General features: G+C 71.0%; 21 protein-coding genes. 8 read left to right on the forward strand and 13 right to left on the reverse strand.

The features are described from left to right. The first annotated feature begins 210 nt into the window (after window positions 1-210). The 4 genes from ACIP8W_RS15875 (at window position 211) to ACIP8W_RS15890 (ending at window position 3,419) form a co-directional block, all read left to right on the forward strand. Window positions 211-510 carry a hypothetical protein gene (locus ACIP8W_RS15875; protein ID WP_402203363.1) on the forward strand — a complete coding sequence of 100 codons (300 nt, stop codon included), beginning with the start codon at window positions 211-213 and terminating at the stop codon, window positions 508-510. A gap of 11 nt (window positions 511-521) precedes the next feature. Then, window positions 522-2,120, forward strand: a complete 1,599-nt coding sequence (locus tag ACIP8W_RS15880; protein ID WP_402203365.1) for an alpha/beta hydrolase — start codon at window positions 522-524, stop codon at window positions 2,118-2,120. 119 nt (window positions 2,121-2,239) lie between these two features. Beyond that, window positions 2,240-2,668 carry a hypothetical protein gene (locus tag ACIP8W_RS15885; RefSeq protein ID WP_402203367.1) on the forward strand — a complete coding sequence of 143 codons (429 nt, stop codon included), beginning with the start codon at window positions 2,240-2,242 and terminating at the stop codon, window positions 2,666-2,668. Between the two features lie 259 nt (window positions 2,669-2,927). Continuing rightward, complete coding sequence (locus ACIP8W_RS15890; protein WP_401958816.1) at window positions 2,928-3,419, forward strand: hypothetical protein; 492 nt, start codon at window positions 2,928-2,930, stop codon at window positions 3,417-3,419. A gap of 6 nt (window positions 3,420-3,425) precedes the next feature. On the opposite strand, the gene ACIP8W_RS15895 is transcribed toward ACIP8W_RS15890, so the two are convergent. The 3 genes from ACIP8W_RS15895 to ACIP8W_RS15905 all read right to left on the reverse strand — a co-directional run bounded on the left by ACIP8W_RS15895 (window position 3,426) and on the right by ACIP8W_RS15905 (window position 6,963). Then, window positions 3,426-4,778, reverse strand: coding sequence for an NtaA/DmoA family FMN-dependent monooxygenase (locus ACIP8W_RS15895; RefSeq protein WP_401958818.1), 1,353 nt, complete (start codon window positions 4,776-4,778; stop codon window positions 3,426-3,428). Between the two features lie 49 nt (window positions 4,779-4,827). Next, entirely contained in the window at window positions 4,828-6,072 is a 1,245-nt protein-coding gene (locus ACIP8W_RS15900; RefSeq protein ID WP_402203475.1) for an LLM class flavin-dependent oxidoreductase, read from the reverse strand. A gap of 450 nt (window positions 6,073-6,522) precedes the next feature. Further along, window positions 6,523-6,963, reverse strand: a complete 441-nt coding sequence (locus ACIP8W_RS15905; RefSeq protein WP_402203370.1) for an ATP-binding protein — start codon at window positions 6,961-6,963, stop codon at window positions 6,523-6,525. 202 nt (window positions 6,964-7,165) lie between these two features. On the opposite strand from ACIP8W_RS15905, the gene ACIP8W_RS15910 reads away from it, so the two are divergent. Both ACIP8W_RS15910 and ACIP8W_RS15915 read left to right on the forward strand, forming a co-directional pair. Next, a complete protein-coding gene (locus ACIP8W_RS15910) occupies window positions 7,166-8,029 on the forward strand; it encodes a helix-turn-helix domain-containing protein (RefSeq protein ID WP_402203372.1) in 864 nt (287 codons plus the stop codon). After that, window positions 8,026-8,226 (forward strand): DUF397 domain-containing protein, encoded by a 201-nt coding sequence (locus tag ACIP8W_RS15915; RefSeq protein ID WP_402203374.1) that lies wholly within the window; start codon window positions 8,026-8,028, stop codon window positions 8,224-8,226. The genes ACIP8W_RS15910 and ACIP8W_RS15915 overlap by 4 nt, the downstream gene beginning before the upstream one ends. A 55-nt stretch (window positions 8,227-8,281) precedes the next feature. On the opposite strand, the gene ACIP8W_RS15920 is transcribed toward ACIP8W_RS15915, so the two are convergent. The 10 genes from ACIP8W_RS15920 to rsmI all read right to left on the reverse strand — a co-directional run bounded on the left by ACIP8W_RS15920 (window position 8,282) and on the right by rsmI (window position 19,948). Further along, complete coding sequence (locus ACIP8W_RS15920; RefSeq protein WP_401951253.1) at window positions 8,282-8,980, reverse strand: 2OG-Fe(II) oxygenase; 699 nt, start codon at window positions 8,978-8,980, stop codon at window positions 8,282-8,284. Further along, entirely contained in the window at window positions 8,967-9,350 is a 384-nt protein-coding gene (locus ACIP8W_RS15925) for a tail fiber domain-containing protein (protein ID WP_401951251.1), read from the reverse strand. Before ACIP8W_RS15925 ends, ACIP8W_RS15920 begins: the two co-directional genes overlap by 14 nt. Window positions 9,351-9,352: 2 nt before the next feature. After that, a complete protein-coding gene (locus tag ACIP8W_RS15930) occupies window positions 9,353-9,895 on the reverse strand; it encodes a hypothetical protein (protein ID WP_401951248.1) in 543 nt (180 codons plus the stop codon). Window positions 9,896-10,192: 297 nt separating this feature from the next. Beyond that, the gene (locus ACIP8W_RS15935) at window positions 10,193-13,981 is read right to left on the reverse strand and encodes a protein kinase (RefSeq protein ID WP_402203376.1); all 3,789 of its coding nucleotides are present in this window, start codon (window positions 13,979-13,981) and stop codon (window positions 10,193-10,195) included. A gap of 115 nt (window positions 13,982-14,096) precedes the next feature. Continuing rightward, window positions 14,097-15,068: a 4-(cytidine 5'-diphospho)-2-C-methyl-D-erythritol kinase gene (locus tag ACIP8W_RS15940; protein WP_402203378.1), complete on the reverse strand. Its 972-nt coding sequence runs from the start codon at window positions 15,066-15,068 to the stop codon at window positions 14,097-14,099. Beyond that, on the reverse strand, window positions 15,065-15,892 hold the full coding sequence (gene rsmA, locus ACIP8W_RS15945; protein ID WP_401951337.1) for a 16S rRNA (adenine(1518)-N(6)/adenine(1519)-N(6))-dimethyltransferase RsmA: 828 nt from the start codon (window positions 15,890-15,892) through the stop codon (window positions 15,065-15,067). Before rsmA ends, ACIP8W_RS15940 begins: the two co-directional genes overlap by 4 nt. Window positions 15,893-16,041: 149 nt before the next feature. Then, on the reverse strand, window positions 16,042-17,367 hold the full coding sequence (locus ACIP8W_RS15950; RefSeq protein ID WP_402203380.1) for a ubiquitin-like domain-containing protein: 1,326 nt from the start codon (window positions 17,365-17,367) through the stop codon (window positions 16,042-16,044). A 130-nt stretch (window positions 17,368-17,497) separates the two neighbouring features. Further along, window positions 17,498-18,367, reverse strand: coding sequence for a TatD family hydrolase (locus ACIP8W_RS15955; protein WP_401951238.1), 870 nt, complete (start codon window positions 18,365-18,367; stop codon window positions 17,498-17,500). Between the two features lie 45 nt (window positions 18,368-18,412). Beyond that, window positions 18,413-18,847 (reverse strand): hypothetical protein, encoded by a 435-nt coding sequence (locus tag ACIP8W_RS15960; protein ID WP_401951235.1) that lies wholly within the window; start codon window positions 18,845-18,847, stop codon window positions 18,413-18,415. Window positions 18,848-18,985: 138 nt separating this feature from the next. After that, entirely contained in the window at window positions 18,986-19,948 is a 963-nt protein-coding gene (rsmI, locus tag ACIP8W_RS15965) for a 16S rRNA (cytidine(1402)-2'-O)-methyltransferase (RefSeq protein ID WP_401951233.1), read from the reverse strand. Between the two features lie 78 nt (window positions 19,949-20,026). On the opposite strand from rsmI, the gene ACIP8W_RS15970 reads away from it, so the two are divergent. After that, window positions 20,027-21,748 (forward strand): dolichyl-phosphate-mannose--protein mannosyltransferase, encoded by a 1,722-nt coding sequence (locus ACIP8W_RS15970; RefSeq protein ID WP_401951230.1) that lies wholly within the window; start codon window positions 20,027-20,029, stop codon window positions 21,746-21,748. 154 nt (window positions 21,749-21,902) lie between these two features. Continuing rightward, window positions 21,903-23,537, forward strand: a complete 1,635-nt coding sequence (locus ACIP8W_RS15975; RefSeq protein ID WP_402203383.1) for a penicillin-binding transpeptidase domain-containing protein — start codon at window positions 21,903-21,905, stop codon at window positions 23,535-23,537. The last annotated feature ends 17 nt before the right edge of the window (window positions 23,538-23,554 follow it).

Raw genomic sequence — 23,554 nt, forward strand, 5'->3', positions numbered from 1 at the left:
TCCGCACCCCCCCCCCCCCCGCCCCCCCGACCCCCCCCCACCCCCCCCCCCCCTCCCCCCCCCCCCGGGGGGGGGGCCCCGCCCCCCGGCCCCCCCCCACTCCGCTGCCCTGCCGCCCTGCGTACGTCGTTGCCATTCCGCCGGAAGGACCGTTGTAGCTCCTGCGAAGCAACACCGAAGAACGGTGTCGCAGGACCAAGGGGAAGAACCATGGCAGCGGACCTGAACATCTCCGCACATGATCTGAGAGCCTCGGCCGGGGCGGCGGACGACCTGGTCACGGCATTGCAGCCGACGCTGCGCACGGCACTGGACGATCTGACGGCGGCTGCCGCGGCCTTTCGCCACTGGCCGGCCGGGCCCAGGATGGAGCAGACCGGCGAGGGCTGGGGAACAGCGCTCGGCATCCTGCGCGACAACCTCTCCCGGCACGCGCACGGTATGCGCATGCTGGCCAACGGCCGCGATGTCATGGAGCAGGACGTACTCGACTCCTTCCGGGGCTGGTGACGGCCGGAACCATGCCGGAGAACTTCACACGGCTCCTCACCCAGGACTTCTCGGACCTGGACGCGGCTGTCTCCTCGTGGAAAAAACTGGCCGAGACACTGGGCAGGACCCGGACGGAGAGCGACACAAGAGTCACCGGGCCACTGCGCAAAGCGGGCTGGAGCGGGATCAGTGCCGACTACGGCTTCGAGGCGATGGAAGCCACCAGCATCAAGCTCGGCACAGGACGGCTCGACACCCAGCTGATCAGCAGCACACTGGACACACTCCAGACCAGAATGCGGTCCGCCCAACGGGAGTTGCGCGACGCGGTGGCCGACGCCGAGGAGGCGGGACACCGGGTCCGGGACGACGGCTGGGTGGAACACCGACAGGTGGTGGACCCCGAGCACCACAACGACCCGGAGTACGAGACGCTCCAGCAGCGGGCCAACGCGGGCCTCGACGGCTTCCGGAGCCGTATCGAATCAGCCCTCCACAACGCCTCGACCGCCAGCTACCGAGCAGGCGAACTCCTGCACCAGATCGACCCGTTCGACCTGGACAAGCGCTACGGCGAGGCCAACGCCCGGAAGGACGCGGCCCTCGTCGCCGATTTCGCCGGGATCACCGAGAACGACATCCCCGCCAACGGAAACCCGGAGCACACGGCGGAATGGTGGGCAGCCCTGGCCCCGGACACCCAGCGCGTCTACCTGACCGCCTTCCCCGAACAGATCGGCGCGGCGGACGGCCTCCCAACAACCGTACGGGACCAGGCCAATCGGTCGGTCCTCGACATGAGACTGAACGACTACGCGCTACGGGAAAACAGCCTCGGCCACCAGGAGCGAACCCACTTCCGCTCCCTCACCCACCTCAAGGCCCGCCTGGACAGGTCAGCCCTCGGCCCCGAACAGAAACGGATGTACCTGCTCGGCCTGAGCACCAGAGGAGACGGCCGAGCGATCGTCGCCCTGGGCAACCCGGACACGGCCAAACACACGGCGGTGCAGGTGCCGGGAACGGACAACGAGTTGGAGAACTACGGAGGGCAGATCGCCCGGATCAATAAATTGCAGGACTCAGCTGCCGACTGGGCTGCGGGAACGGGCAAGGACGTTTCAGTCGTCGCCTGGCTGGGCTACGACGCTCCGGAGATCAACTTCAGCGTGACGGGCACGGGCCGAGCGATGGACGGCGCTGAAGATCTCCGTAATTTCACCCACGGCCTCCGCACATCCCATGAAGGGGAACGCGGTCATCTGACCGTCCTCGCCCACAGCTACGGCTCCACGGTGGCGGGAGCCGCGGACGCGGGAGGGAACGGTCTCGGCGCGGACGACATGGTCGTCCTGGGAAGTCCGGGACTGACCGTCGACCATGCGAGCCAGCTCCATTCCGACGCTCGCCACCTGTGGGTGGGTGCCGCCACCGACGATCCCATCTCCAACTTCACATCCGGCCTCACGCTGGGCTCCGACCCCAAAGATTCCGAGTTCGGCGCTCAGCGGATGTACGTGGATACGAGCGGCCACAGCGGCTACTGGGACGACAACAGCCAGAGTCTCGAAAATCAGGGCCGCATCATCGCGGGCAAAGCCCCTGTGAAAGAAAGCGCGGGCCGATGACTCGGAAACGACTTGCTTTCCCGTCCCTACTACTTCAGGGCACCACAGCCCTGGCTCTGGCCCTGTTTCTGGGAGGCTGCGGAATGTCCGACGATGGAATCAATGATCCCCTGCCTCGCATGAGCAAGCCCAGAGCCGAGGAATGGGCCAGGCACTGGGCCCAGTCCATGGCCCGCACCGCCAAGGCTGAGATTCAGCCCGAGACCGATCCGGAACTGCCTGCCGCACATTTCACCGAATGTATCGGCAAGAACAACGAGATCACTGACGACGGCCGGTTCACACTCCGTTACAGCGTGCGCGCCAAGCTGGCCAGGGCACAGCACGCGGATGCCATCCGCGCGATCAGGGATACCCTCGAAGAGAAGGGCTTCGAGATCGTCGGTTACCGGTCGGATCCCAGCAAGGACCCCGCCAACCTGGTGGACGCCAAGCACCCGAAGGACCGTCAGTTCGTCTCGGCCGGTGATGTGAGCGACAACCTCCTCACACTGATCGTCTCCACCCCCTGTCTCCTCCCGCCCGGCGCCGAACAGCAGCAGTGGTGATCGTGTGCTCAGTGATCAGAATCACCCGCGGCGGGGGAAACATTGAGTGTTCAAGGTTGACCGCGATGAAAGTGTCCTGAAAAAATCAAACAAATATGGACACTGTTCGTAACACTTACGGACGCAAAGCCTCCGAAGGCTTCGTGCCCTGCTCGCACCCTCGTGCCGGTGTCCAGGCACACCCCGAGTCACATCCGTCCCGTCGTCCGCCTGCCGGACGACGGGATCCCCCACCGCGCTCCCACCTGAAAGAAACACCATGCCGAAGAAGAAGTCCGCGACAAGGGCAGCAGTCGCCAAGAGCTCCGCTCTCGCAGCCGGCCTGGCGGTGGTGGCGCTCGCCGCCTCCACCAGCCCCGCATCGGCGGCCAACGGCTTCCATCAGCTCGCTCTGCGCTCCTCGACGAATGTCCAGTCCGTCTATGTGACCGGAGTGGGCATCTCCAACTGGAGGGCGGGCGGCAATCGCGGCACCATCCGCGGCCCGATCACCGTCTGCTACACGTACATCAATCGGAACAACGGCGACTGGGCGACGCTCGACACCGGCCTTCGCGCCCACACCAACGAGGCTCCCGGAAGCCAGGGAACCGGTCCGAACAACCAGATCTCCGCCGTCAACTGGTCGGACAACGTCTCGATGAACGTCATCGCCTTCACCTCGCGCGACTGCTCCAACGGAGAGGTCACCAGGCGCACCCTCACCATGCCGAACAGCCCCCTCACCAACTTCTGGCTGGACCTGAGGTAACACCGGTCACCTCTGGTTCAAGTGCTCGCGCAGCGTCTCGCCCTCGTATTCCGTGCGGAACGCGCCGCGTTCCTGGAGCAGTGGTACGACCTGGTCGGCGAAGTCGTCGATGCCGCCGGGGACGAGGTGGGGGAAGAGGACGAAGCCGTCGCAGGCATCGGTGCGGACGAATTCGACCAGTTCGTCCGCGACCCGGGCCGGGGTGCCGACGAACGACTGGCGGGCGGTGACCTGGATGACCAGTTCCCGGATGGACAGGCGTTTCTCCTCGGCCAGGGCACGCCACTTCGTGGCGATGGCGAGCGCGTCGGGTGCGTTACGGCGGATGCTGGCCCAGCCCTGTGCCCTGGTGTTCTCGCCCACCAGGGGGTCGATGCCGGGGAGCGGTCCGTCGGGGTCGTAGTCGCTCAGGTCCCGGTTCCACACCTGTTCCAGCTGCTTGATCGCGGTCGGGCCGCTGACCTGTTGACGGCGGATGTGGGCGGCGCGCTCGCGGGCCTCCGCGTCGGTGTCGCCCAGCACGAAGGCGGCCCCGGGCAGGATCTTCAGGTCGTCGGGGGCCCGGCCGTAGGCGCCCAGGCGGCGCTTGACGTCGGCGTAGAACGCCTGGCCCGCCGCCAGGGTGCCATGTCGGCAGAAGACCGCCTCGGCGGTGGAGGCGGCGAACTCCCGGCCCTCCTCCGAGTCCCCGGCCTGGAAGATCACCGGGCCGTTCTGCGGGCTGCGGGGCACATTGAAGTGGCCGCTGATGTCGAACTGCTCGGTCCGGACGGCGAATCGTCCGGGCGCCGGGAGGCCCAGGAAGGCGCCGGCCTCCTGGTCGGCCACCGGTTCGCCGACCGGCCAGGAGCCGAACAGTTCCCGGGCCGCGGCCAGGAACTGCTTGGCCCGTTGATAGCGGTCGGCCTCGGCGAGATAGCCGCCGCGCCGGAAGTTCTCGCCGGTGAAGGCGCTCCAGGAAGTGACCACGTTCCACCCCGCCCGCCCGGCGGAGAGATGGTCCAGGCTCCCGAACTGCCGGGCGACCTCGTACGGTTCGTTGAACGTCGAGTTGACCGAGGCGACCAGCCCGAGCCGGTCGGTGACGGCGGCCAGCGCGGCCAGCACGGTGAAGTTGTCGGGCCGCCCGCACACATCGAGGTCGTACAACTCCCCTGCGGCTTCCCGCAGTCGCAGATCCTCACCGAGGAACAGGAAGTCGAACCGGGCGCGTTCGGCGGTGCGGGCGATGTGCGCGAAGGAGCTGAAGGCGACCTGACTGCCCGCCTCGGGGTCACTCCACACGGTGGTGCTGTTGACAGCGGGAAAGAGGACACCGAGGTGAATCTGCTTGACGGGCTCGTTCGTCGGCTTGGCCATGGGGAATGTTTCCTTCCTGCTCGGGCGCCTGGGGAAGGTCCGGCGCCGGTCAGCGCTCGGCGTAGCGGTTGACGGGGCGCGGCAGCCCGAGGAGACCGCGCAGGGTGCCCGCGGCCGGATACGCGGTACGGAACGCACCGCGCCGTTGGAGTTCCGGCACCAGCCGCCGGGTGATCTGCTCCAGGTCGTGGGGCAGGGTGGCGGGGTGCAGGCGGAAACCGGTGAGTCCGGCGCGCTGCCGGTCGAGGAGCAGGTCGGCGAGTTGGGACGGCGTGCCGGCGAACACCGGTAGAGCGCTTGCGGCTTCGCCGTTCGCCTGTTCGTCGAGGCGCGCCCGGCGGCGGGCGGCTGCGGCGGGGCTGTCGTCGAGAAGGACGACCAGGTCGCCGAAGACGTGCACGGTGTCGTCCGCGCGACCCGCGGCGGCCTGCGCGGCACGGATGCGCGCGAGGGAAGCCGCTACGCCACCGGCGCCTGCGCCTGTGTCGGTGTCGGTGTCGGTGTCAGCGCCTGTGTCGGTGCCGGACAGCGCGACGAAGCCTATATCGGCGCAGGCGCCGACGAGTTGGGCCGCGTGGGCGTCGTGGGCGGCCACGGCGACGACGGGCTGTCCCTGGGGCGGGCGCGGGGTGATGGCGGGGCCGAGCACACTGAACCGGCTGCTCTCGAAGCGTATGTAGTGCAGTTTGTCGCGGTCGATGTAGCGGCCGGTGGCGGTGTCACGGATCTCCGCGTCGTCCTCCCAGCTGTCCCAGAGGCGGCGCAGCACCTCGACATAGTCGCCCGCCTCGCCGTACAGCTCCGCCATCGCCTCCTCGCCATGGCCGGGGGGCGTACGGCGGCCGAAGTTCCCGAACTCGTCGGTACGGTGGGAGATGCGGACCTGTACCCCGGCCCGGCCCTCACTCACGAAGTCGAGGGTGGCGACGGCCCGCGAGAGGTGGAACGGCTCGGTGTGGGTGACGACCGCGACCGGGACCAGCCCCACGTGCCGGGTCAGCGGTGCCACTCTGGAGGCGGTCAGCATGGCGTCCAGCCGCCCCCGTACCCGATCCGTACGATCGTCCGGCGCGGCGGGGTGGGTGGACTGGAGGCTCAGCGAATCCTCGACGGTGACGAAGTCCAGCAGTCCCCGCTCGGCCTCGGCCACCAGATCCGCCCAGTACCCCGCAGAGAACAACTCGCCCGGCCGGGCTCCTCGTTCACGCCAGGCGGCGGAATGCCAACCCGCACCGTCGAGAGCCACGGACAGATGAAGCGGAGGCGACGGGGACTGGAACGGGGACGGGGCCATGGGCGTGGGCATGGGCTCGGATCACTCCCTACGGGTCCGGGTCATGCGATGGCAGGGCCCTTCAGTGTGCCGAGGGGGAACAGCCCCGAACAATACGGTCGATCCCCCTAACCCACCCCTGTTCTAAGGGACTTCAACTCCTCATGCTCCGGCCGGTGGCGCGGCAGGAGCGGCAGGGGACGAGTACGACCCGCTCTCGCCACGGAACCCGGAGCAGCCGATTGCCGTGGCAGTTCCCACATACTCCGGCACCCGGCGCCACAGCGCTCTGCCGGTGAAGCCTGGCGATGGCCGCGAGCTGACGCTCCCGATCGGTCGCGGGCCGCACGGAGGTCCAACGGGACACCCAGGCAAGCCCGGTGGGGCGCTCCAGGAAGACCAGGGAACCCGCAAACCCTGTGACCCGGCCCGGCCTGTCGTACGCGCTGTCGTACACAACCATCCCGATGATCAGCCCGCCCGGGTACGCCACGCGCCCTCACCGTCCCACCGGGAACCGCGCCCACACGCACTTCCCGTACTCCAGCCCCCGGCATCCCCAGCCATCGGCCACCGCCGCGACCAACCACAGCCCACGCCCGCCCTCCCCGTCGTCGGGACACCCCTCCCCGGGCGCGGATGCCGGTCGCGGTCCGGGTCGGAGACCTCCAGCACCAGGTCGCCGTCGTCGACGCGGACACCGATCTCGATCTCCGCAAGAACCACCCGGCAGTGCACAACGGCGTTGGTGACGAGTTCGGAAGCCACCAACTCCACGTCCGGGACCAGATGTTCGAGCCCCCACCTCTCCAGCGTCTCCCTGACCCGCGCCCGCACCGCCGGCACATGCCTTCTGTGCTTCGGAATACGGAAGGTCTCACGGAGCGGCTCCGCAGAAAGGGTTACGGACATGGCGGTACCCCCAAGCTGACGCAGGTCATTTTTACACCGTGTAGCGAGACGCTCACGATGTGCCCATGAGGCTAGATCGGGCTCACCAACTTCCGCAACCCGCACTCGCTGCACAAGTGCACGGTTAGCTCTATCGTGTGACGGTCCCCCAAGAGATCTCCCGCGAGGCAGACTTGGCGGCGAACAGAGAGGGAGGCAGCAGATGCCCGCAGGTGGTAAGCCGACTGTGCGTAGCAGGCGTTTCGGCCGCAAGATGCAGCGGCACAGGCTCGGCGCGGGGTTCGACCAGTCGCAGGCAGCGGAGTTCATCTACGGGTCGAGATCCAAGATCAGCCGCATGGAGGACGGGATCACCACGGCCAAGCCCGCGGAAGTCCTGCTCCTGCTGGACTGGTACGGCGTCACGGACGAGGCCGAGCGCGGTCACCTGGTGTGGCTGGCGAAGAACTCGACTCATCGCGGCTGGTGGCTCAACTTCCCAGAACTGTCAGAGGGTTACCGCAACCACATCTCGCTGGAGGACGACGCCACCTTCATCCGCGAGTGGCAGACGGTACTGGTCCCTGGCCTTCTGCAAACGGCTGCGTACGCAGAGCAGACGTCCGTGCTCGCCCCGAAGCGCGTACCGCCCGATGTCGTGGCCCAGTTCGTCAAGGTTCGAGAGGAGCGACAGGCCAAGATCGAAGAGGGCGGCGCCCACTACTCGGCAGTGCTCTGGGAACCCATCGTGACGCTTCCGCTGGTCCCGGACGACGTACACCACGAGCAGTTGGAGCACCTGCTCAAGGCGGGGAGGCGGAACAACGTATCGCTTCAGGTGCTCCCCGTGTCCGCCGGTGTCAAGGCAGGCATCACTTACCCGTTCTCCTCGTTCTCCTTCGACAGTCATCCCACCGTGGAGGCGGTCGCGATCGACAATCTGCGAGGGGCCTCGATCCTTGAAGGCATGGACGATCTGACCGCTTACGCCAGTGTGTTCGACCGACTACGATCGGAAGCACTGTCACCGGACGCGAGCGCCCGGCTCATCCGGCGTGTACTACGAAGCAGCAAGGAAGACTCGTGAACCCTGAGGTCGTAGGCCCCTACCGGACGTCGTCCTACTCGGGCCATGACAACAACTGCGTCGAGGTGGCCCCCACCGCCAACGGCGGGCGTGCCGTACGCGACACCAAGGACCGGGTCCGCCCGGCCCTGCGCTTCGCCCCCGCCCCGTGGCAGGCGTTCCTGACCGGCGCGGCCCTCGGCCGGTTGTCCTCGTAGACGCGGCGGGCAGGCCGGACACCTCATCGGTGTCCGGCCTGCCCGGGTGCTCAGGTCATGCGCGCGGTTTCTCGGGGTCGGGGCTGCACAGCCAGCCGTTGATGGCGAAGCGGCTGTCCGCGTGTTGTCTGCTGGGGCAGTTGACCGGGCGTACCTCGTGCCAGGCGGTGGGGCGGAAGAACACGATGCTGTCGTGTTCGGGCTCCCAGTCCCGCCAGGTGCGCTCCTCCCACTTTCCGGTCGCGTCGGTGTGCAGGGGCAGCGCTACGTCGAACACACGCAGCGCGCCCCCGTCGAAGGGCCTGGGTGTGCGGTGCAGGTAGTACACGAACGTGAGCAGGCGCCGGGGGGCGAACTCGGTGCTGGTGTCCTGGTGCGGACGGTAGAAGTCGCCGTCGTTGTGCACGTTGAGGCTGTAGCTGGGTTCGGTGTGACGGCAGGAGACGCCCAGAGTGTGTTCGACCGCCTCCGCCACCTCGTCGATGGCCGCCAGCAGTTCGGGCGCGGCGAAGTCCTGGCGCGAGCGGGAGCGGCGGAAGTCGGGGTCCAGTTCCTGGTCCCGGATCATGGAGGGCTTCAGTGTGTCGTCGGTGGAGGCGATGGCGCGTTCCAGCAGGGCTCCGGAGGTTCGCCCGCCCAGGAACTGGGTGATGCGGCAGACCGTCACCGGCTGCCGCCAGATCGCGTCCGTACACACCGGTGACCGTGGGTCCGTCGCCTCGGACGGCTCCGTCGCGGTGTCAGGTCGTGCCACGGTGTCCTGCCTTCCGGATGGGTGTGTTCCCGTTCGTGGCCGCTCGCAGGCGGTCCACTTCGGCCGTGAGTTCCTCGACTCGGCGGTTCAGCGCCTGGACGCACACCAGGGCCACACCGAGGCCGTCCACGACGGGGATGGTGGTGTCGTCCCGGTTGAAGCCGAAGGCCGCCTGCCAGTCCTGGGCCATCGGCCCGAGGTGGCGTACGTCTTCGGGTTCCCAGAGGTAGCGCCAAGTGCTGACGGGCAGCGCGGCTACCGTCTCCAGGATCTCGTAGCCGTTGACCGCGCCCACCGGGGCCGCACCGGAGCCGATGCGGTCCGCGGCGCTGGGGGTGTCCGGCCTGGGGCGTCTGCGGAAGAGCCGCATCCCTACCGGCTCCAGTCGACCGGGACCACGTCCTGCTTGAGCCCCCGGTCGCTGCAGATGCTGCACGGTGCGCCCGGGACACCCGGGCCCTGGTCGATGCCGATGGTGATCGCGCCGTGGGCCCCGGCCGGGGCGTGGATTCCGTCGCCGATCATCGCGGCGTCGTAGCCGCCCAGCAGCTCCTGGAGGGTGCCGACGCCCAGGTTCTCCGGGGCGGTGATCGCGGCGATGCCGTCGTAGTCGGTGTAGGCCGCGCCCAGGGTCCGGCCGCCGATGGTGGCGAACACGATCTTCGCGCCCCGGATGGGCTCTCCGGTCACCGCGTCGACCGCCATCGCGTTGATGTTCTCCAGCTGCATCTGGGTGACGTTCAGGCTGGCCTGGCTGGTCGTGAGCCTGGTCGGCTTCAGATATACGGGGCACTCCGCCCCGATGCACGACGCGGCCGCCGGGGTGGCCGCCGTCGCGGTGGCACCGCTCCCCGCGCCGAGCGACGCCAGAGCCGCGGCCATCACCGCGACGGTCTTACGGCCTACAGAACTCATGTCCACTCCCCTGGGAACCGCCGAGCGCGCCATCCGTGCCGGTGCCGTCCCTCGGACGACGCGACCGACCGTATCCACGCCCATCCGGCCCGACCAGCCGACAATCCCGAGTTCGCGCGATCTGATGAACGGACAGCAGGATGGTGACGAACGCGATCGAGGCGGGCAAACCCATGAGCGACCACAGACAGGGGAGAGCACAGACAGGGGCGAGCACAGACAGGGGAGACCACGGACAGGGTGACCACAGACGGGGCGACCACGGAGCAGACGCCACGCAGCAGACGCCGCGCAGCCTCAGCACACGCTCCGGTAGCTCACATCCGGGATGTACGTGTTCCACTCCTCGCGGGTGATGTCCCTGCCCACCCGGGTGCACACCGAGGCCGTGAGCCGGCCCGGGGTCAGGTCGAGGGTGTGTACGCGGTCGGCGCTGAGGGTGCGCAGGGAGTCGCCGTCGAAAGACATCCCGTCGATATGACGGCCCGTCAGTTCGATCGGCTCGGGCATGGCCAACTTCTGCTGTGTGTCCCAGAGTTGTACGGAGCTGTCGCCCACGACGGTCGCGAGCAGCTTGCCGTCCCGGGAGAAGGCCAGCCCCCGCGCGCCGTCGCCGAAGTGCGAGCCGCCCTGGGCCGTACTGCTCGGCATCCGTGCCGAGCGCTCGCGCGCCTCCCCGTCCCACAGCTCGACCCAGCCGGACGCCTTGAGCACGGCGAGTGTCCGGCCGTCGGAGGAGAAGGCGAGGTCGGTGTTGGCGCCGGGGCCCAGCGCCGAGGCGCGGGTGAGGCCGGTGGTCAGGTCGAGCACATCGCCGCGGGTGGTGAGGTGGTGGCCGCTGTCGGGGCTGAACAGCCCGTACCCGTCGAGTTTCTCGTACTGGTGGATCTTCCGGTTCTCCCGCACGTCCCAGACCTGGAGTGTGCCGCCCTCCCCCGAGGCGAGGCCGGGCGCGTCGGACGAGAGCGACAGGTAACGGCCGTCCGGGGACAGTGCGATGGCGTTGACCTGGCTGTCCTCGGGGTACGGGATACGGCCCGCCTCCGCGCCCGTGCCGGTGTTCGTCACGACGATGTCCGCCGTGAACCCGCCCTCCTCGTCCCCCTTCGCCTTCAGGTCGTTGTACGCGAGGAAACGGCCCCGGTCGGAGAGCGCGCCGAGGCGGTCGCCGATCTCGGGCACGGTGTGCTGGGTGACGGATCTGCCGCGCTTGGCGCCGGTGCTCAGGTCGATGAGGCGCTGGGCGGGGTTCTCGCCGTCGCTCATCCGGAGCAGGCCGGTGCCGCCGTCCGGCGAGAGGGCGACGGCCCGCACCCCGGCGGTGGCGGGCTTTCCTTCGAGGACGGTGGTGAGGTCGAGGCGCTGGACCTGGTTGGTGCTGCCGGAGATGTACGAGAGCGTTCCGGTCTCCTCGTCCAGGGCGGCCTGGCCGATGTCGGTGCCGCTCCGGTCCGTCCGGCCGCTCCCGTGGATCCGTACGAGCGGCGCGGCGCCCGATACGGCGTCGCGCGGCCAGACCTCCAGCCCGGACGCCTCGGAGGTGCCGACGAGGTAGCCGCCCCCGGAGCTGAAGGTCACCCGGTCGAACGCGGTGTCGGGGCGGCCGACGACGTCCTTCGCGTCGAGGCCCCAGAGCGTGGGCGCGTCACCCTGCGAGGCGATGAGCAACGTCCGCCCGTCCGGGGAGAATTGGAGGGTTCCGGGGCAGCCGGCGCCCTCGGTGGTGAGGAACGGGTCGGGGGTGAACACGGGCGCCTGCGCCTGCGGCGGTGAGCCCGCGCCGTCGGAGCGGAGCGACCGTACCCGTACGCGCTTCTCCGTCCCGTCGCCGTCACCGCTCCCGTCACCGTCACCGCAGATCGCGACCGCGCGGCCGTCCGGGGAGAGGCCGGCCGTGTCGCCCCGCAGGCCGGTGAGGAGGGTGGTCCCGGACGGGTCGACCACGCGCCACCCGGCGTCGTCCGGTTCGGCCAGCAGCAGATGGCCGGTGTTCGCCATCGCCTCGGGTACGGACTCGCCGAGGTCCTCGATCACCTTGCCGACGCGCTTGCCGGTCCGGGTCGAGACACGCTGGTACGAACCGTCGCCATCCCCGTCCCCATCCCCGTCTCCGTCCTCGTCCGGGGCCAGGGCCGTGGCGCCGTCCGGGCTGATCAGCGGCTCGGTGGCGTCGCCCGGCGCGAGGGAGCGGGCCAGGGTGAGGGGCTTCCGCACGCTCCCCCGGCCCGTTCCGAGGTCCCGGAACGTGGTCTCCGAGGGTGTGTACGTGGTGACCGCGCGCCCGTCCGAGGAGAGGATCCGGCCCGCGTCGGTGCCCAGCTTCTGGTCGGGCAGCTCGATCGCCTCGCTCTCGCGCTGGGTCGCCGCCGAGCCGAGCGCGGCCCGCGACTCGGCGGTCTGCGCGATGTTCCAGGCGGCGAGGCCGAGCAGCATCGCGGTGTCCGGTTCCGTACCGCGCAGGCTGCCCGCGGCCTGCGCGACGCTCCTGGCGGTCGCCTGGTCCGCCCGCCGCCCGGCCTCGACCCCCTGCGACCAGGCGACCCCGCCCGCCGCCAGCGCGGCCACCGTCAGCGCGGCGACCCCGGCGATCAGCCTGCGACGGCGCTTGGCGCCCCGGGTGGCCTGGGCGCGGGCCGTCTCCAGGAAGCGCGTCTCCAGCGGATTGGGGCGCAGCGGGAAGGGGGCGGACCCGGCCAGCCAGTCCAGGCAGGTGCGCAGGGTGGTGCCGTGCGGCAGGTCGTCCCGGCGTTCGCCGTGGGCGTCCCAGAAGCGGGCCGCCGCGCCGATCCTGCGCAGCATGACGAGGCCCGCGCGGTCGGCGCCCGTCCACTCCCGCAGCCGCTGCCAGGCAGGCAGTACGGCGGCGCTGACCAGCCGTACGGAACCGTCGTCCGCGACGGTCAGGACCCCGGCGGCGGCGAGCCCCTCGACCGCCCGGCCGATCGCCTTCCGCTCCTCTTCGGGCCGTCCGGCGTACAGCTCGTCGGAGCTCGCGGTCCTGATGGAGTCCTCGGCGCCGTCGGGGTCCTCGCCGGGGGCGACCAGCCGTAACAGGACGTCCCTGGCCGCGTGCCGGGCGGTCGGCGGCAGCTCGACGAAGGCGGTCTCCGCCCGGTCGCCGAGGGCGGGCAGGACCATGGTGGCGGCCAGGCCGTCGGCGCGCTCCTCGGGGGTGGCGGCCCGGCGGGCGCCCGATTCGAGCAGGGCGGTCAGCGGGACGGTCCGCGGCGGCTCGACCCCGACGTCCACCGCGTCCGCCGTGTGCCAGGCGGGCACGGACGCCAACTCCCCCTCCTCCCCAATGAGTCCGGCCAGCAGCTCGAACGCGGTGGGCCGCAGCTCGGGATCCTTGGCGAGGGCGTCCGCGATCAACGATCGTACGGACAAGGGTAGTACGGACAGATCGGGGTCCACCGTGGCCGTACGGTAGGCGACTTGGCCGAGGTTCGAACCCCGGAAGGGTTCGTCGCCGGTCGCGGCGAAGACCACGACGGCCGCCCAGGCGAAGATGTCGGAGGCGGGTGTGGCGCGCTGTCCGCGGAGGACCTCGGGGGCCATGTAGCCGAGGGTGCCCATGAGCGCGCCGGTCACGGTGAGCGACATCTCGGGGGCGCGGGCGATGCCGAAGTCGATGATGCGGGGGCGGTCGGGGGCGAGCAGGATGTTGCCGGGCTTGAGGTCGCGGTGGATCACCCCGGCCTGGTGGATGGCGGCCAGGGCGGTGGCGGCGCCGGTCGCCAGCCGCAGGACCGCGTCCTTGTCGAGCGGCCCGTTCGCCCGTATCTCCTCGGCGAGGGACGGCCCGTCCACGTACTCGCTGACGAGGTACGGGACTTCCTCGTCCAGGCCCACGTCCAGGATGCGCGCGGTGCAGAAGGAGGCGACCAGACGGGCCGCGTCCGCCTCCTTGCCGAACCGCTGCCGGACGTCCGCCGAGGAGCCCTGGTGGAGCACCTTCAGCGCGACCCGGTCACCGCGCGCGTCGTACGCCTCGTACACCACGCCCTGACCGCCTGCTCCGAGGCGCGAGGCCAGCCAGTATCCGCCGACCCGCTCGGGGTCGTTCGTCGCGAGCGGGGTGCCCAATGGGGTTGCTCCTCTGCGCGGTTGCTCCGGTGTGCACCGGCCGCCACCGGAGCGGCGCCCCGGGAACGACCTCCCCCGAGGGGGGATCGTATCCGCAGCTACCGGGGGCTCCGCCCTAGGGTCCCTCCACCACCGTCGCTCCCCGCGCCGGGGAGTCCGCGACCCTGGCCGTACGGCAAGTGCCCGAGCCCAGCAGAGAGTTGGCCACCAGGGCCGCTTCGGCGGCGGACTTGACCAGGAACGCGGTGGTCGGTCCCGAGCCGGAGACCAGGGCGGCCAGCGCGCCCGCGGCGGTGCCCGCGGCGAGGGTGTCGGCCAGGGACGGGCGCAGGGCGAGGGCCGCGGGCTGGAGGTCGTTGGCGAGGGTGGCCGCGAGGGCGGTGGGGTCGCCGGCGCGCAGGGCGGCCAGGAGGGCGGGGGCGGCGGTGGGCGCCGGGATGTCCGTCCCTTCGGCGAGCCGGTCGAACTCGCGGAAGACCGTAGGGGTGGAGAGGCCGCCGTCCGCGACCGCGAAGACCCAGTGGAAGCCGCCGTCGACGTCGATCGGGGTGAGGTGTTCGCCCCGGCCGGTGCCGAGCGCGGCCCCGCCCAGCAGGCTGAACGGTACGTCACTGCCCAACTCGGCGCAGATGTCGAGGAGTTCGTCCTGCGAGGAGCCCAGCCCCCACAGGGTGTCGCAGGCCAGCAGCGCGCCCGCGCCGTCCGCGCTGCCGCCCGCCATGCCGCCCGCGACGGGGATGTCCTTGGCGATGTGGATATGGACGCGCGGGTCGATGCCGTGGCGTGCGGCCAGGGCGATGGCCGCGCGGGCCGCCAGGTTCGTCGCGTCGAGGGGGACCTGTGCGGCGTCCGGCCCTGTGCAGGTGATCCGGAGCGCGTCGGCCGGGGTCACGGTGATCTCGTCGTAGAGGCCGACCGCCAGGAAGACGTTGGCCAGGTCGTGGAAGCCGTCGGGGCGGGCCGCGCCCACCGCGAGCTGGACATTGACCTTGGCCGGGACCCGGACGGTCACGGACGCGGCGCCACCGGGCGCGCTCACGTGCCCGTCCCCTTCGGCCGGCTCCCCTTCGGCCGTCGGCACGCTCATGCCCCCGCCCCCTTCGCCTCGGCGATCCGCGCGAACTCCTCCACCGTCAGCGACTCCCCCCGCGCCTGCGGCGACACACCGGCCGCGACCAGCGCCGCCTCCGCCGCCGGGGCGGAGCCCGCCCAGCCCGCGAGAGCCGCGCGCAGGGTCTTGCGGCGCTGCGCGAAGGCCGCGTCGACGACCGCGAAGACCTCGGCCCTGGCGGCCGTCGTCTTCACCGGCTCCGTCCTGCGGACGAGCGAGACGAGCCCGGAGTCGACGTTCGGCGCGGGCCAGAAGACGGTGCGCCCGATGGCCCCGGCGCGCTTGACGTCCGCGTACCAGTTGGCCTTCACCGAGGGCACCCCGTACACCTTGCTGCCCGGCGCGGCGGCCAGCCGGTCGGCGACCTCGGCCTGGACCATGATCAGGGTCCGCTCGATGGTCGGGAAGTGCTCCAGCATGTGGAGCAGCACCGGCACGGCGACGTTGTACGGGAGGTTCGCGACCAGCGCGGTCGGCGCGGGGCCCGGCAGCTCCCGTACCCGCATCGCGTCGGAGTGCACCAGCGCGAAGCGGTCGGCGCGCTCGGGCATCCTGGCCGCGATCGTCGCGGGGAGCGCGGCGGCGAGGACGTCGTCGATCTCGACGGCCGTCACCCGGTCCGCCACCTCCAGCAGCGCCAGCGTCAGCGAGCCGAGCCCGGGGCCGATCTCCACGACGACGTCGTCGGGGCGCACCTCGGCGGTGCGGACGATCCGGCGGACGGTGTTGGCGTCGATGACGAAGTTCTGGCCGCGCTGCTTCGTGGGGCGTACACCCAGCGCCGTGGCCAGCTCACGGATGTCGGCGGGGCCGAGGAGCCCGGGGAACTCCGGCCCGGAGGTGTCGGAGGCGCCGGAGGGCGCCGCCTCGGGCTCGGCGGATACGGGCTCGGCGGACACGGCCTCGGGGGCGGGTCCTGGTGCGTCGGGGACGTCGGGGTCAGTGGTGCTCACCCGGTCAGCCTACGGCCGCAGTGCGGCCAGGGGCTCGCCCCCCGCTGTACGTAGAGCTTCTTCGCGCGGTACGTCTGCTCCCCGGCCGGGGCGTCCTGCGGGCGGCCCGCGCCGCCGAGGGAACGCCAGGTGCCGGTGTCGAACTGGTAGAGGCCGCCGTAGTTCCCCGACGGGTCCACGGCCGTGGGGCGGCCGCCCGACTCGCAGGCGGCGAGCGCGCTCCAGTCGAGGCCGTCCGCGCCCGCCACGGAGGCCGGCGCCGTCCTCGTACCGAATCTGACGCGCTGGGTGACGGGCGCGCGCAGCCTCTCCTCGGCGATCCGGCGGGGTTTCTGGCGGACGCCGTTGACGGTGCGCAGGGCGTACGTGAGCCGGCGCGCGCCCTGGACGCCGGGCCGGTCGACGATCTCGGTGCCGGTGAGGAGGGCCGCGTCGGGGGTCCTGACCGTGTCGTACGGGATGGGCTCCTCCCGTACCTCCTCGCTCTCCGTGATCCGCATGACGGTGACGGTCTGGCCGTCGCGCGGGAAGCTGTCCGGCGGTACGGAGGTGGTGTCCGCGCCGCGCAGGGTGATCCCGCTCTCGGCCAGGGCCTCGCGGACGGTCGCCGCGTTGGTGCGGACGGTGCGCTCGCGGCCGTCCGCCATGAAGGTGACGGCGCGCTCGGTCCGTACGTCCAGGGCCAGCCCGGCGCGTGGGATCGCGGTGGCGCGCGGGGCCGAGAGGAACGCGCCCTCGGCGCGCACCCCGAGCTGCTCCAGCGCGCCGTCGACCGTGCGCTCCGTCGTCCAGAGGCGGCGGCGTTCGCCGTCGAGGGTGAGGAGGACGGGGCGCCCGTGGCGGACGGTGACCTCGTCGCCGTTGGCGAGCGCCGCGCCGGGCGCCGGGGCGACCAGATCGTGGGCGCCGACCGTGACGCCTTCGTGCGCGAGCAGCTCCTCGACGTCGCCCGCGAAGGTGTGCATGGTGCGCGGTACGCCGTCGATGTCGAGGCGGACGGCCTTGTCGTGGACCACGAACGCGGAGGTGCCGCCCGCCAGCACGGCCAGGACCAGCGCCTGCGGGATCAGCCGCCGGGGGCTCTCGGGCGGCGCGGCGGAGGCTTTACGGCGCCGGCGCGACGCGTCCCGGGCCGGGGCGGCGGGGTCGGGGGCGGGGGCCACCGGGACAGGCGGTGCGGCCGGGGCTGCTGGTGCGCCCGGTGCGGCCGGGGGCGGCTCCGCCCGGCGCGGCGCCACCACCTTCGTACCACCGGCGCCGCCCCTCGCACCGTGCCGTCCGCCGCCGCGTGCGGCGCGGTGGCTGCCCTGCGCATTGCTCATGACGATGACGCTCCACGGGATCCGGTCCGGTCCGCCCCGGCGACGGGGCGGGCCCGGGGAGACTAGCGGAGCCCGGGTCACTCTCCCAAGCCGGACGGCTACCCAGCGTGGCCGAATCCCCCGTGCGGCGTCAGTAGCCGAACGCGCGTGCCGTGTTGATCGAAATCGCCTCCGCCATGGCGTCCTCGCCGATCCCCCGCACCTCGGCCATCGCACGCAGCGTGACCGGAATGAGGTACGGCGCATTGGGCCGCCCGCGGAAAGGGTCGGGAGTAAGGAATGGGGCGTCCGTCTCGACAAGGACGAGTTCCAATGGCGCTACAGTGAGCGCGTCACGCAGCAATTGAGCGTTTTTGAATGTCACATTTCCCGCGAACGACATGTAATAACCGGCCGCCGCACATACTTCGGCCATTTCCGCGTCGCCCGAATAACAGTGGAAAATCGTGCGTTCCGGCGCGCCTTCCTCGGCGAGTACGCGCAGTACGTCGGCGTGCGCCTCGCGGTCGTGGATGACCAGCGCCTTACCGTGGCGTTTGGCGATCTCGATGTGCGCGCGGAAGGAACGTTCCTGGGCGGCCATGCCCTCGGGCCCGGTCCTGAAGTGGTCGAGCCCGGTCTCCCCGACGGCCAGCACCTGCTCCAGCGCGGCCAGCCGGTCGATCTCGGCGAGCGCGTCGTCCAGCGCCGGGTCGCCGCCGCCGTTCCTGGCGCCCTGACGGGACCAGCCGTCCGGGTCGCCGTGGACGATCCGGGGCGCCTCGTTGGGGTGCAGGGCGACCGCCGCGTGGACGTTCTCGTACGTTGCGGCCGTCTCGGCGGCCCAGCGCGACCCCTTGAGGTCGCACCCCACCTGGACCACCGTCGTCACCCCGACCGAGGCCGCCTTCTCCAGGGCCTCGGCGACCGTGCCGTCCTGCATGTCCAGGTGGGTATGCGCGTCCGCCACCGCCACCCGGAGGGGCTCGGGCAACGGCGGCGGAGCTTGCTTCGCACTCATGGACGCGATCCTACGAGCCCCGCGCCCCCGGCCTCACGGGCGGGCTCAGCCGCGGTGATGGTGCTGGAAGGGGTGCAGCAGGTCCGAGAGGTGCCAGTGGTGATGCCCGGCCGGCTCCCCCGTACCGTCCGCGTCCCCGCCGGGTATCGCTCCGGTGACGGTCTTCTTCTTGCCCGCCCTGGCGGGCTTCGCGGCCTTGGCCGTCTTCGCCGGGTGGTGCTGCTCCGCCATCAGCGCCCGTACCGACGACACCTGGCCGGACCGCATGATGCGTACGACATGACCCTCGCAGTTCACACAGGTCGGGCTGGACAGCGGCGAGGGAACCCGCTCCCCGTCCGCCTTGTACACCACATGATTCCGGCCGACCCCATCGACGTAGTGCTCTATGTCGTAGGACTGCTCCCAGCCGTGCCCGCACCTCATGCAGCAAAAGGCATATGCCTCGTGGGCGACTGCCGTGCCCGTGATCTCACTCATGCCAGCTCCTCTCCACTGCCCCAGTGGACGCCTCTGCCGGCGGGAGCGCATCAGCCCTGTCGATTAATGGATCGGTCTTGGCCTTTTCATGCCCTGAAGGCCTTCATAAGACCCGCCGCGCGGTCTGCGCTTTACATTTCAAGATAGTCCTTTGCCATCGGACCGGCCGGCCGCGGCCGAAGCGCCCGGTGCCGTCCGCGCCGCGTTCTTCGCGGCGACGACCGCGTCGAACACCTCTCGCTTCGGGACGCCCGCCTCGGCGGCGACCGCCACGATGGCCTCCTTGCGTCGCTCGCCCGCCTCCTCGCGCGCCCGTACCCGTGCCACCAGCTCCGTCGCGTCCAGCTCGCCGGGGTCCGGTTCCGGGGCGCCCTCGACGACCACGGTGATCTCACCGCGTACGCCCTCGGCGGCCCAGCGCGCCAGGTCGGCCAGGCCGCCGCGCTTCACCTCTTCGTATGTCTTGGTCAGCTCGCGGCAGACGGCGGCCCTGCGGTCGGCGCCGAAGACCTCGGCCATCGCGGCGAGGGTGTCGTCCAGCCGGTGCGGGGCCTCGAAGTAGACGAGGGTGCGCCGTTCGGCCGCGACCTCGCGCAGCCGGCCGAGCCGCTCGCCCGCCTTGCGCGGCAGGAAGCCCTCGAAGCAGAAGCGGTCCACGGGCAGCCCGGAGAGCGCCAGCGCGGTCAGCACGGCGGACGGCCCCGGTACGGCGGTGACCTTGATGTCCCGTTCGACGGCCGCCGCCACCAGCCGGTAGCCCGGGTCGGAGACGGACGGCATGCCCGCGTCGGTGACGAGCAGCACCCGCGACCCGCCGGTCAGCGCCTCGACCAGCTCGGGGGTCCTGGCGCTCTCGTTGCCCTCGAAGTACGAGACGACCCGGCCCCTGGTGCGTACCCCGAGCGCCTGTGTGAGCCGGCGCAGCCGTCGGGTGTCCTCGGCGGCGATCACATCGGCGGTCTCCAGCTCGACGGAGAGCCGCGGTGGCGCGTCCGTGACATCGCCGATGGGTGTTCCGGCGAGGACGAGCGTGCCGGTCGTGCCCTGTGCCGGGGGTGTTCCTTGCGCCGTGCGCGCTGTCTGCGTTCCGTGCGTTTCCATCACACCGGCCATCCTCGCAGGGAACTCCGCTCGCGAGGGGCGCGTCCCCCGCACAGCGGTGTTCCCTACGATGGCGCGGTGACGAGTACTGCGCCAGAAGCCCTCCAGGGGCACGACGCCGGGGACAAGCCGCCCGCATGGCCTCAGCGGCTGCGCCGATTCGGGTACCGCCCGCGGCCGGTGATCGGCCTCCGCGAGCGGCTGGTGCCGCCGTACACCCGGCCCTCGGGACGGCTGTGGGACGTCCTCGGCGTGCCGCCCACGACGGCCGACCGGATCGTGCGCCGATCCGCGTGGGGCGGGCCGCTGCTGGTGGCGCTGGTCGCCGGGGTGCTGCGGTTCTGGCATCTGGGCAGCCCGCGGGCGGTGATATTCGACGAGACATATTACGCGAAGGACGCCTGGGCGCTCATCAATCAGGGGTACGAGGGCAGCTGGCCCAAGGACATCGACAAGGCGATCCTGAAGGATCCGTCGGCGGTGCCGATCCCGTCCGATCCCGGCTATGTGGTGCACCCACCGGTCGGCAAGTGGGTCATCGGGCTCGGGGAGCAGCTCTTCGGATTCGACCCGTTCGGCTGGCGTTTCATGGTGGCGCTGCTCGGCACGCTGTCGGTGCTGATGCTGTGCCGGATCGGGCGCAGGCTGTTCCGCTCGACCTTCCTGGGGTGTCTGGCGGGCGCGCTGCTCGCGGTGGACGGGCTGCACTTCGTGATGAGCCGGACGGCGCTGCTGGACATGGTGCTGTCGTTCTTCGTGCTGGCCTCGTTCGGCTGTCTGCTGGCCGACCGCGACTGGGCGCGCCGGAGACTGGCGGCGGCGCTGCCGGTGGACGCGGAGGGGGTGCTGCGCCCGGACGCCCTGGTCGCGGACCGGCTGCGGCTGGGGTGGCGGCCCTGGCGGCTGGCGGCCGGGGTGACGCTGGGGCTGGCCTTCGGGACGAAGTGGAACGGGCTGTACATCCTGGCCGCCTTCGCGCTCATGGCGGTGCTCTGGGATGTGGGCGCGCGCCGGACGGCGGGGGCGGTGGCGCCGTACCGGGTGGTGCTGAAGCGGGATGTCCTGCCGGCCTTCGTCTCGACGGTCCCGGTCGCGATCGTCACGTACGTCGCCTCGTGGACCGGCTGGATCGTCACCGACCGGGGGTACTTCCGGAACTGGGCGGCGACGGCGGGGCAGGGCGGCAGCTGGACCTGGCTGCCGGACTGGGTGCGCAGTCTGTGGCACTACGAGTACGAGGTCTACCAGTTCCATCTGAATCTGACCTCGGGCCACACGTACCAGTCGAACCCGTGGAGCTGGATCGTCCTGGGCCGCCCGGTCTCGTACTTCTACGAGGACCCGGCGGCCGGTACGGACGGCTGCCCGGCGGACACGGTCGGCAAGTGCGCGCGCGAGGTGCTGGCGATCGGCACCCCGCTGCTGTGGTGGACGGGCGCGTTCGCGCTCTGTTACGTGCTGTGGCGCTGGTTCTTCCGCCGTGACTGGCGTGCGGGCGCCATCGCGTGCGCGGTGGCGGCGGGCTGGGGGCCGTGGTTCCTGTACCAGCACCGGACGATCTTCCTCTTCTACGCGGTCGTCTTCGTCCCGTACCTCTGTCTGGCCGTGTCGATGATGGTCGGCGCGATCCTGGGCCCGCCCGGCTCCGACGAGCGCCGCCGTACGGTGGGCGCGGTCGCGGCGGGGGTACTGGTGCTGCTGATCATCTGGAACTTCATCTACTTCTGGCCGCTGTACACCGGCACCCCGATCCCGCTGGACTCGTGGCGGTCGCGGATGTGGCTGGATACGTGGGTGTGAGGGCGTGGGGCGGGCCGGAAGTGGCGCGTGTCGCAGTCCGGTAACTCCCGGCCCGCCGGACACATGGGTCCCGTAGAGTGCGGCAGGCCATGACTGACCGTGTTTCCGGATCGTCAGGGTGGTCACGGAGGCCCTGGGGAGGGGAACTGCACTCATGCGCAGTGGAGCGAAAACCGCCGTCATAGGCGGAGTGTTTCTCGTGGTCGCGGGCGGAGTGGGATACGGCGCGTACACCGGTCTCGTCGGCCCCGGTGCCCCCAACACCTCCGCCGAGGTCAGGACCGGACCGCTGACCGCCGAGGAGGTCGACGGCGCCGCGAAGGAGTTCCTCACCCAGTGGGCGAGCGGGAAGGACGCGTCCGCCGTCGGGCAGTTGACCACCGACGCGACCGCCGCCGCCTCGTACATCAACAGCTTCCGCGAGGAGGCCCGGGTCACCTCCCCTGTGATCACTCCGGGGGTGGCGGTCGGGACGAGGGTGCCGTTCACCGTCAGCGCGACCGTCACGTTCGAGGGAAAGTCCGCGCCCTGGGAGTACGGCTCCGAGCTGACCGTCGTCCGCGGGCAGACCACCGGGCGGCCGGTCGTCGCCTGGACGCCCTCGGTGCTCTACCCGAAGCTGACGACGGCCACCCGCCTGGTCACCGGCGAGGCGTCGGCGCCGCAGATCGACGCCGTCGACCGCAACGGCGTGGAGCTGACCGCCGAGAAGTACCCGTCGCTCGGGCCGATCCTGAACGAGCTGCGCGAGAAGTACGGCAAGGACGCGGGCGGTTCCCCGGGCATCGAGCTGGCGCTGAAGGCCGACGAGTCGGCGGCCGGCGCGGCCGACCAACCCGCTGATCAGACGCTGGTCCAGCTCGCCGAGGGCATTCCGGGGAAGCTGACGACCACGCTGGACGCCACTGTGCAGGGGGCCGCCGAGCGTTCGGTGAAGACCTTCAGCGAGGCGTCGGTCGCGGCCGTCAAACCGAGTACGGGTGAGATCCTGGCCATCGCCAACAACCGCGCGGACGGCTTCAACGCGGCGATGCTCGGCAAGCAGGCGCCCGGCTCCACGATGAAGATCGTGACGGCGGCGCTGCTGCTGGAGAAGGGGCTCATCGGCGCGGACAAGGCCGCCGAGTGCCCGAAGGACGCGTCGTACATGGGCCGCGGCTTCACCAACCTCAACGGGTTCTCGCTGGACGACCAGCCGTTCTCGACGAGCTTCGCGCGCTCCTGCAACACCGCTTTCATCAAGCTGATCGACGATGTCGGCGACGACTCCGCGCTCGGCAAGGAGGCGGCGGAGGTCTTCGGCATCGGCCTCGACAACTGGAAGACCGGCGTCCCGACCTTCGACGGCAGTGTGCCCGCGACGGCCGGCGGCGAGGCGGCGGCGCAGTACATCGGGCAGGGTACGGTCCAGATGAACGTCCTCAACATGGCGTCCATCACGGCCACCGTCAAGGACGGCGCGTTCAAGCAGCCGGTCCTCGTGGCGCCCACCCTCGACAACCGGCAGACCGCCACCGCCGCGCGCACGCTCTCGCCCGCGGTGGCCCAGCAACTGCGCCGGATGATGCGGATCACCGCGACCAGCGGCACGGCCGCGACCGCGATGTCCGGGCTCGGCGGCGACAAGGGCGCGAAGACCGGCTCGGCGGAGGTCGACGGGCAGGAGACGTCCAACAGCTGGTTCGCCGGCTACCGCGACGACCTGGCCGCCGCCGCGGTCGTCCAGGCCGGCGGCCACGGCGGCGACGCGGCGGGCCCGGTCGTGGCGGCGGTGCTGGGCGCGGGGTGAGCCCGGCGCCGGTGATG

This window comes from Streptomyces sp. NPDC088554 (assembly GCF_044752945.1).
Classification (GTDB): Bacteria; Actinomycetota; Actinomycetes; order Streptomycetales; family Streptomycetaceae; genus Streptomyces.

Coding starts and splice junctions, on each gene's coding strand:
- ACIP8W_RS15875 (WP_402203363.1), top strand. CDS start 211: ATGGCAGCGGACCTGAACATCTCCGCACATGATCTGAGAGCCTCGGCC.
- ACIP8W_RS15880 (WP_402203365.1), top strand. CDS start 522: ATGCCGGAGAACTTCACACGGCTCCTCACCCAGGACTTCTCGGACCTG.
- ACIP8W_RS15885 (WP_402203367.1), top strand. CDS start 2,240: ATGAGCAAGCCCAGAGCCGAGGAATGGGCCAGGCACTGGGCCCAGTCC.
- ACIP8W_RS15890 (WP_401958816.1), top strand. CDS start 2,928: ATGCCGAAGAAGAAGTCCGCGACAAGGGCAGCAGTCGCCAAGAGCTCC.
- ACIP8W_RS15895 (WP_401958818.1), bottom strand. CDS start 4,778: ATGGCCAAGCCGACGAACGAGCCCGTCAAGCAGATTCACCTCGGTGTC.
- ACIP8W_RS15900 (WP_402203475.1), bottom strand. CDS start 6,072: ATGGCCCCGTCCCCGTTCCAGTCCCCGTCGCCTCCGCTTCATCTGTCC.
- ACIP8W_RS15905 (WP_402203370.1), bottom strand. CDS start 6,963: ATGTCCGTAACCCTTTCTGCGGAGCCGCTCCGTGAGACCTTCCGTATT.
- ACIP8W_RS15910 (WP_402203372.1), top strand. CDS start 7,166: ATGCCCGCAGGTGGTAAGCCGACTGTGCGTAGCAGGCGTTTCGGCCGC.
- ACIP8W_RS15925 (WP_401951251.1), bottom strand. CDS start 9,350: ATGCGGCTCTTCCGCAGACGCCCCAGGCCGGACACCCCCAGCGCCGCG.
- ACIP8W_RS15930 (WP_401951248.1), bottom strand. CDS start 9,895: ATGAGTTCTGTAGGCCGTAAGACCGTCGCGGTGATGGCCGCGGCTCTG.
- ACIP8W_RS15940 (WP_402203378.1), bottom strand. CDS start 15,068: ATGAGCGTGCCGACGGCCGAAGGGGAGCCGGCCGAAGGGGACGGGCAC.
- ACIP8W_RS15950 (WP_402203380.1), bottom strand. CDS start 17,367: ATGAGCAATGCGCAGGGCAGCCACCGCGCCGCACGCGGCGGCGGACGG.
- ACIP8W_RS15955 (WP_401951238.1), bottom strand. CDS start 18,367: ATGAGTGCGAAGCAAGCTCCGCCGCCGTTGCCCGAGCCCCTCCGGGTG.
- ACIP8W_RS15960 (WP_401951235.1), bottom strand. CDS start 18,847: ATGAGTGAGATCACGGGCACGGCAGTCGCCCACGAGGCATATGCCTTT.
- rsmI (WP_401951233.1), bottom strand. CDS start 19,948: ATGGAAACGCACGGAACGCAGACAGCGCGCACGGCGCAAGGAACACCC.
- ACIP8W_RS15975 (WP_402203383.1), top strand. CDS start 21,903: ATGCGCAGTGGAGCGAAAACCGCCGTCATAGGCGGAGTGTTTCTCGTG.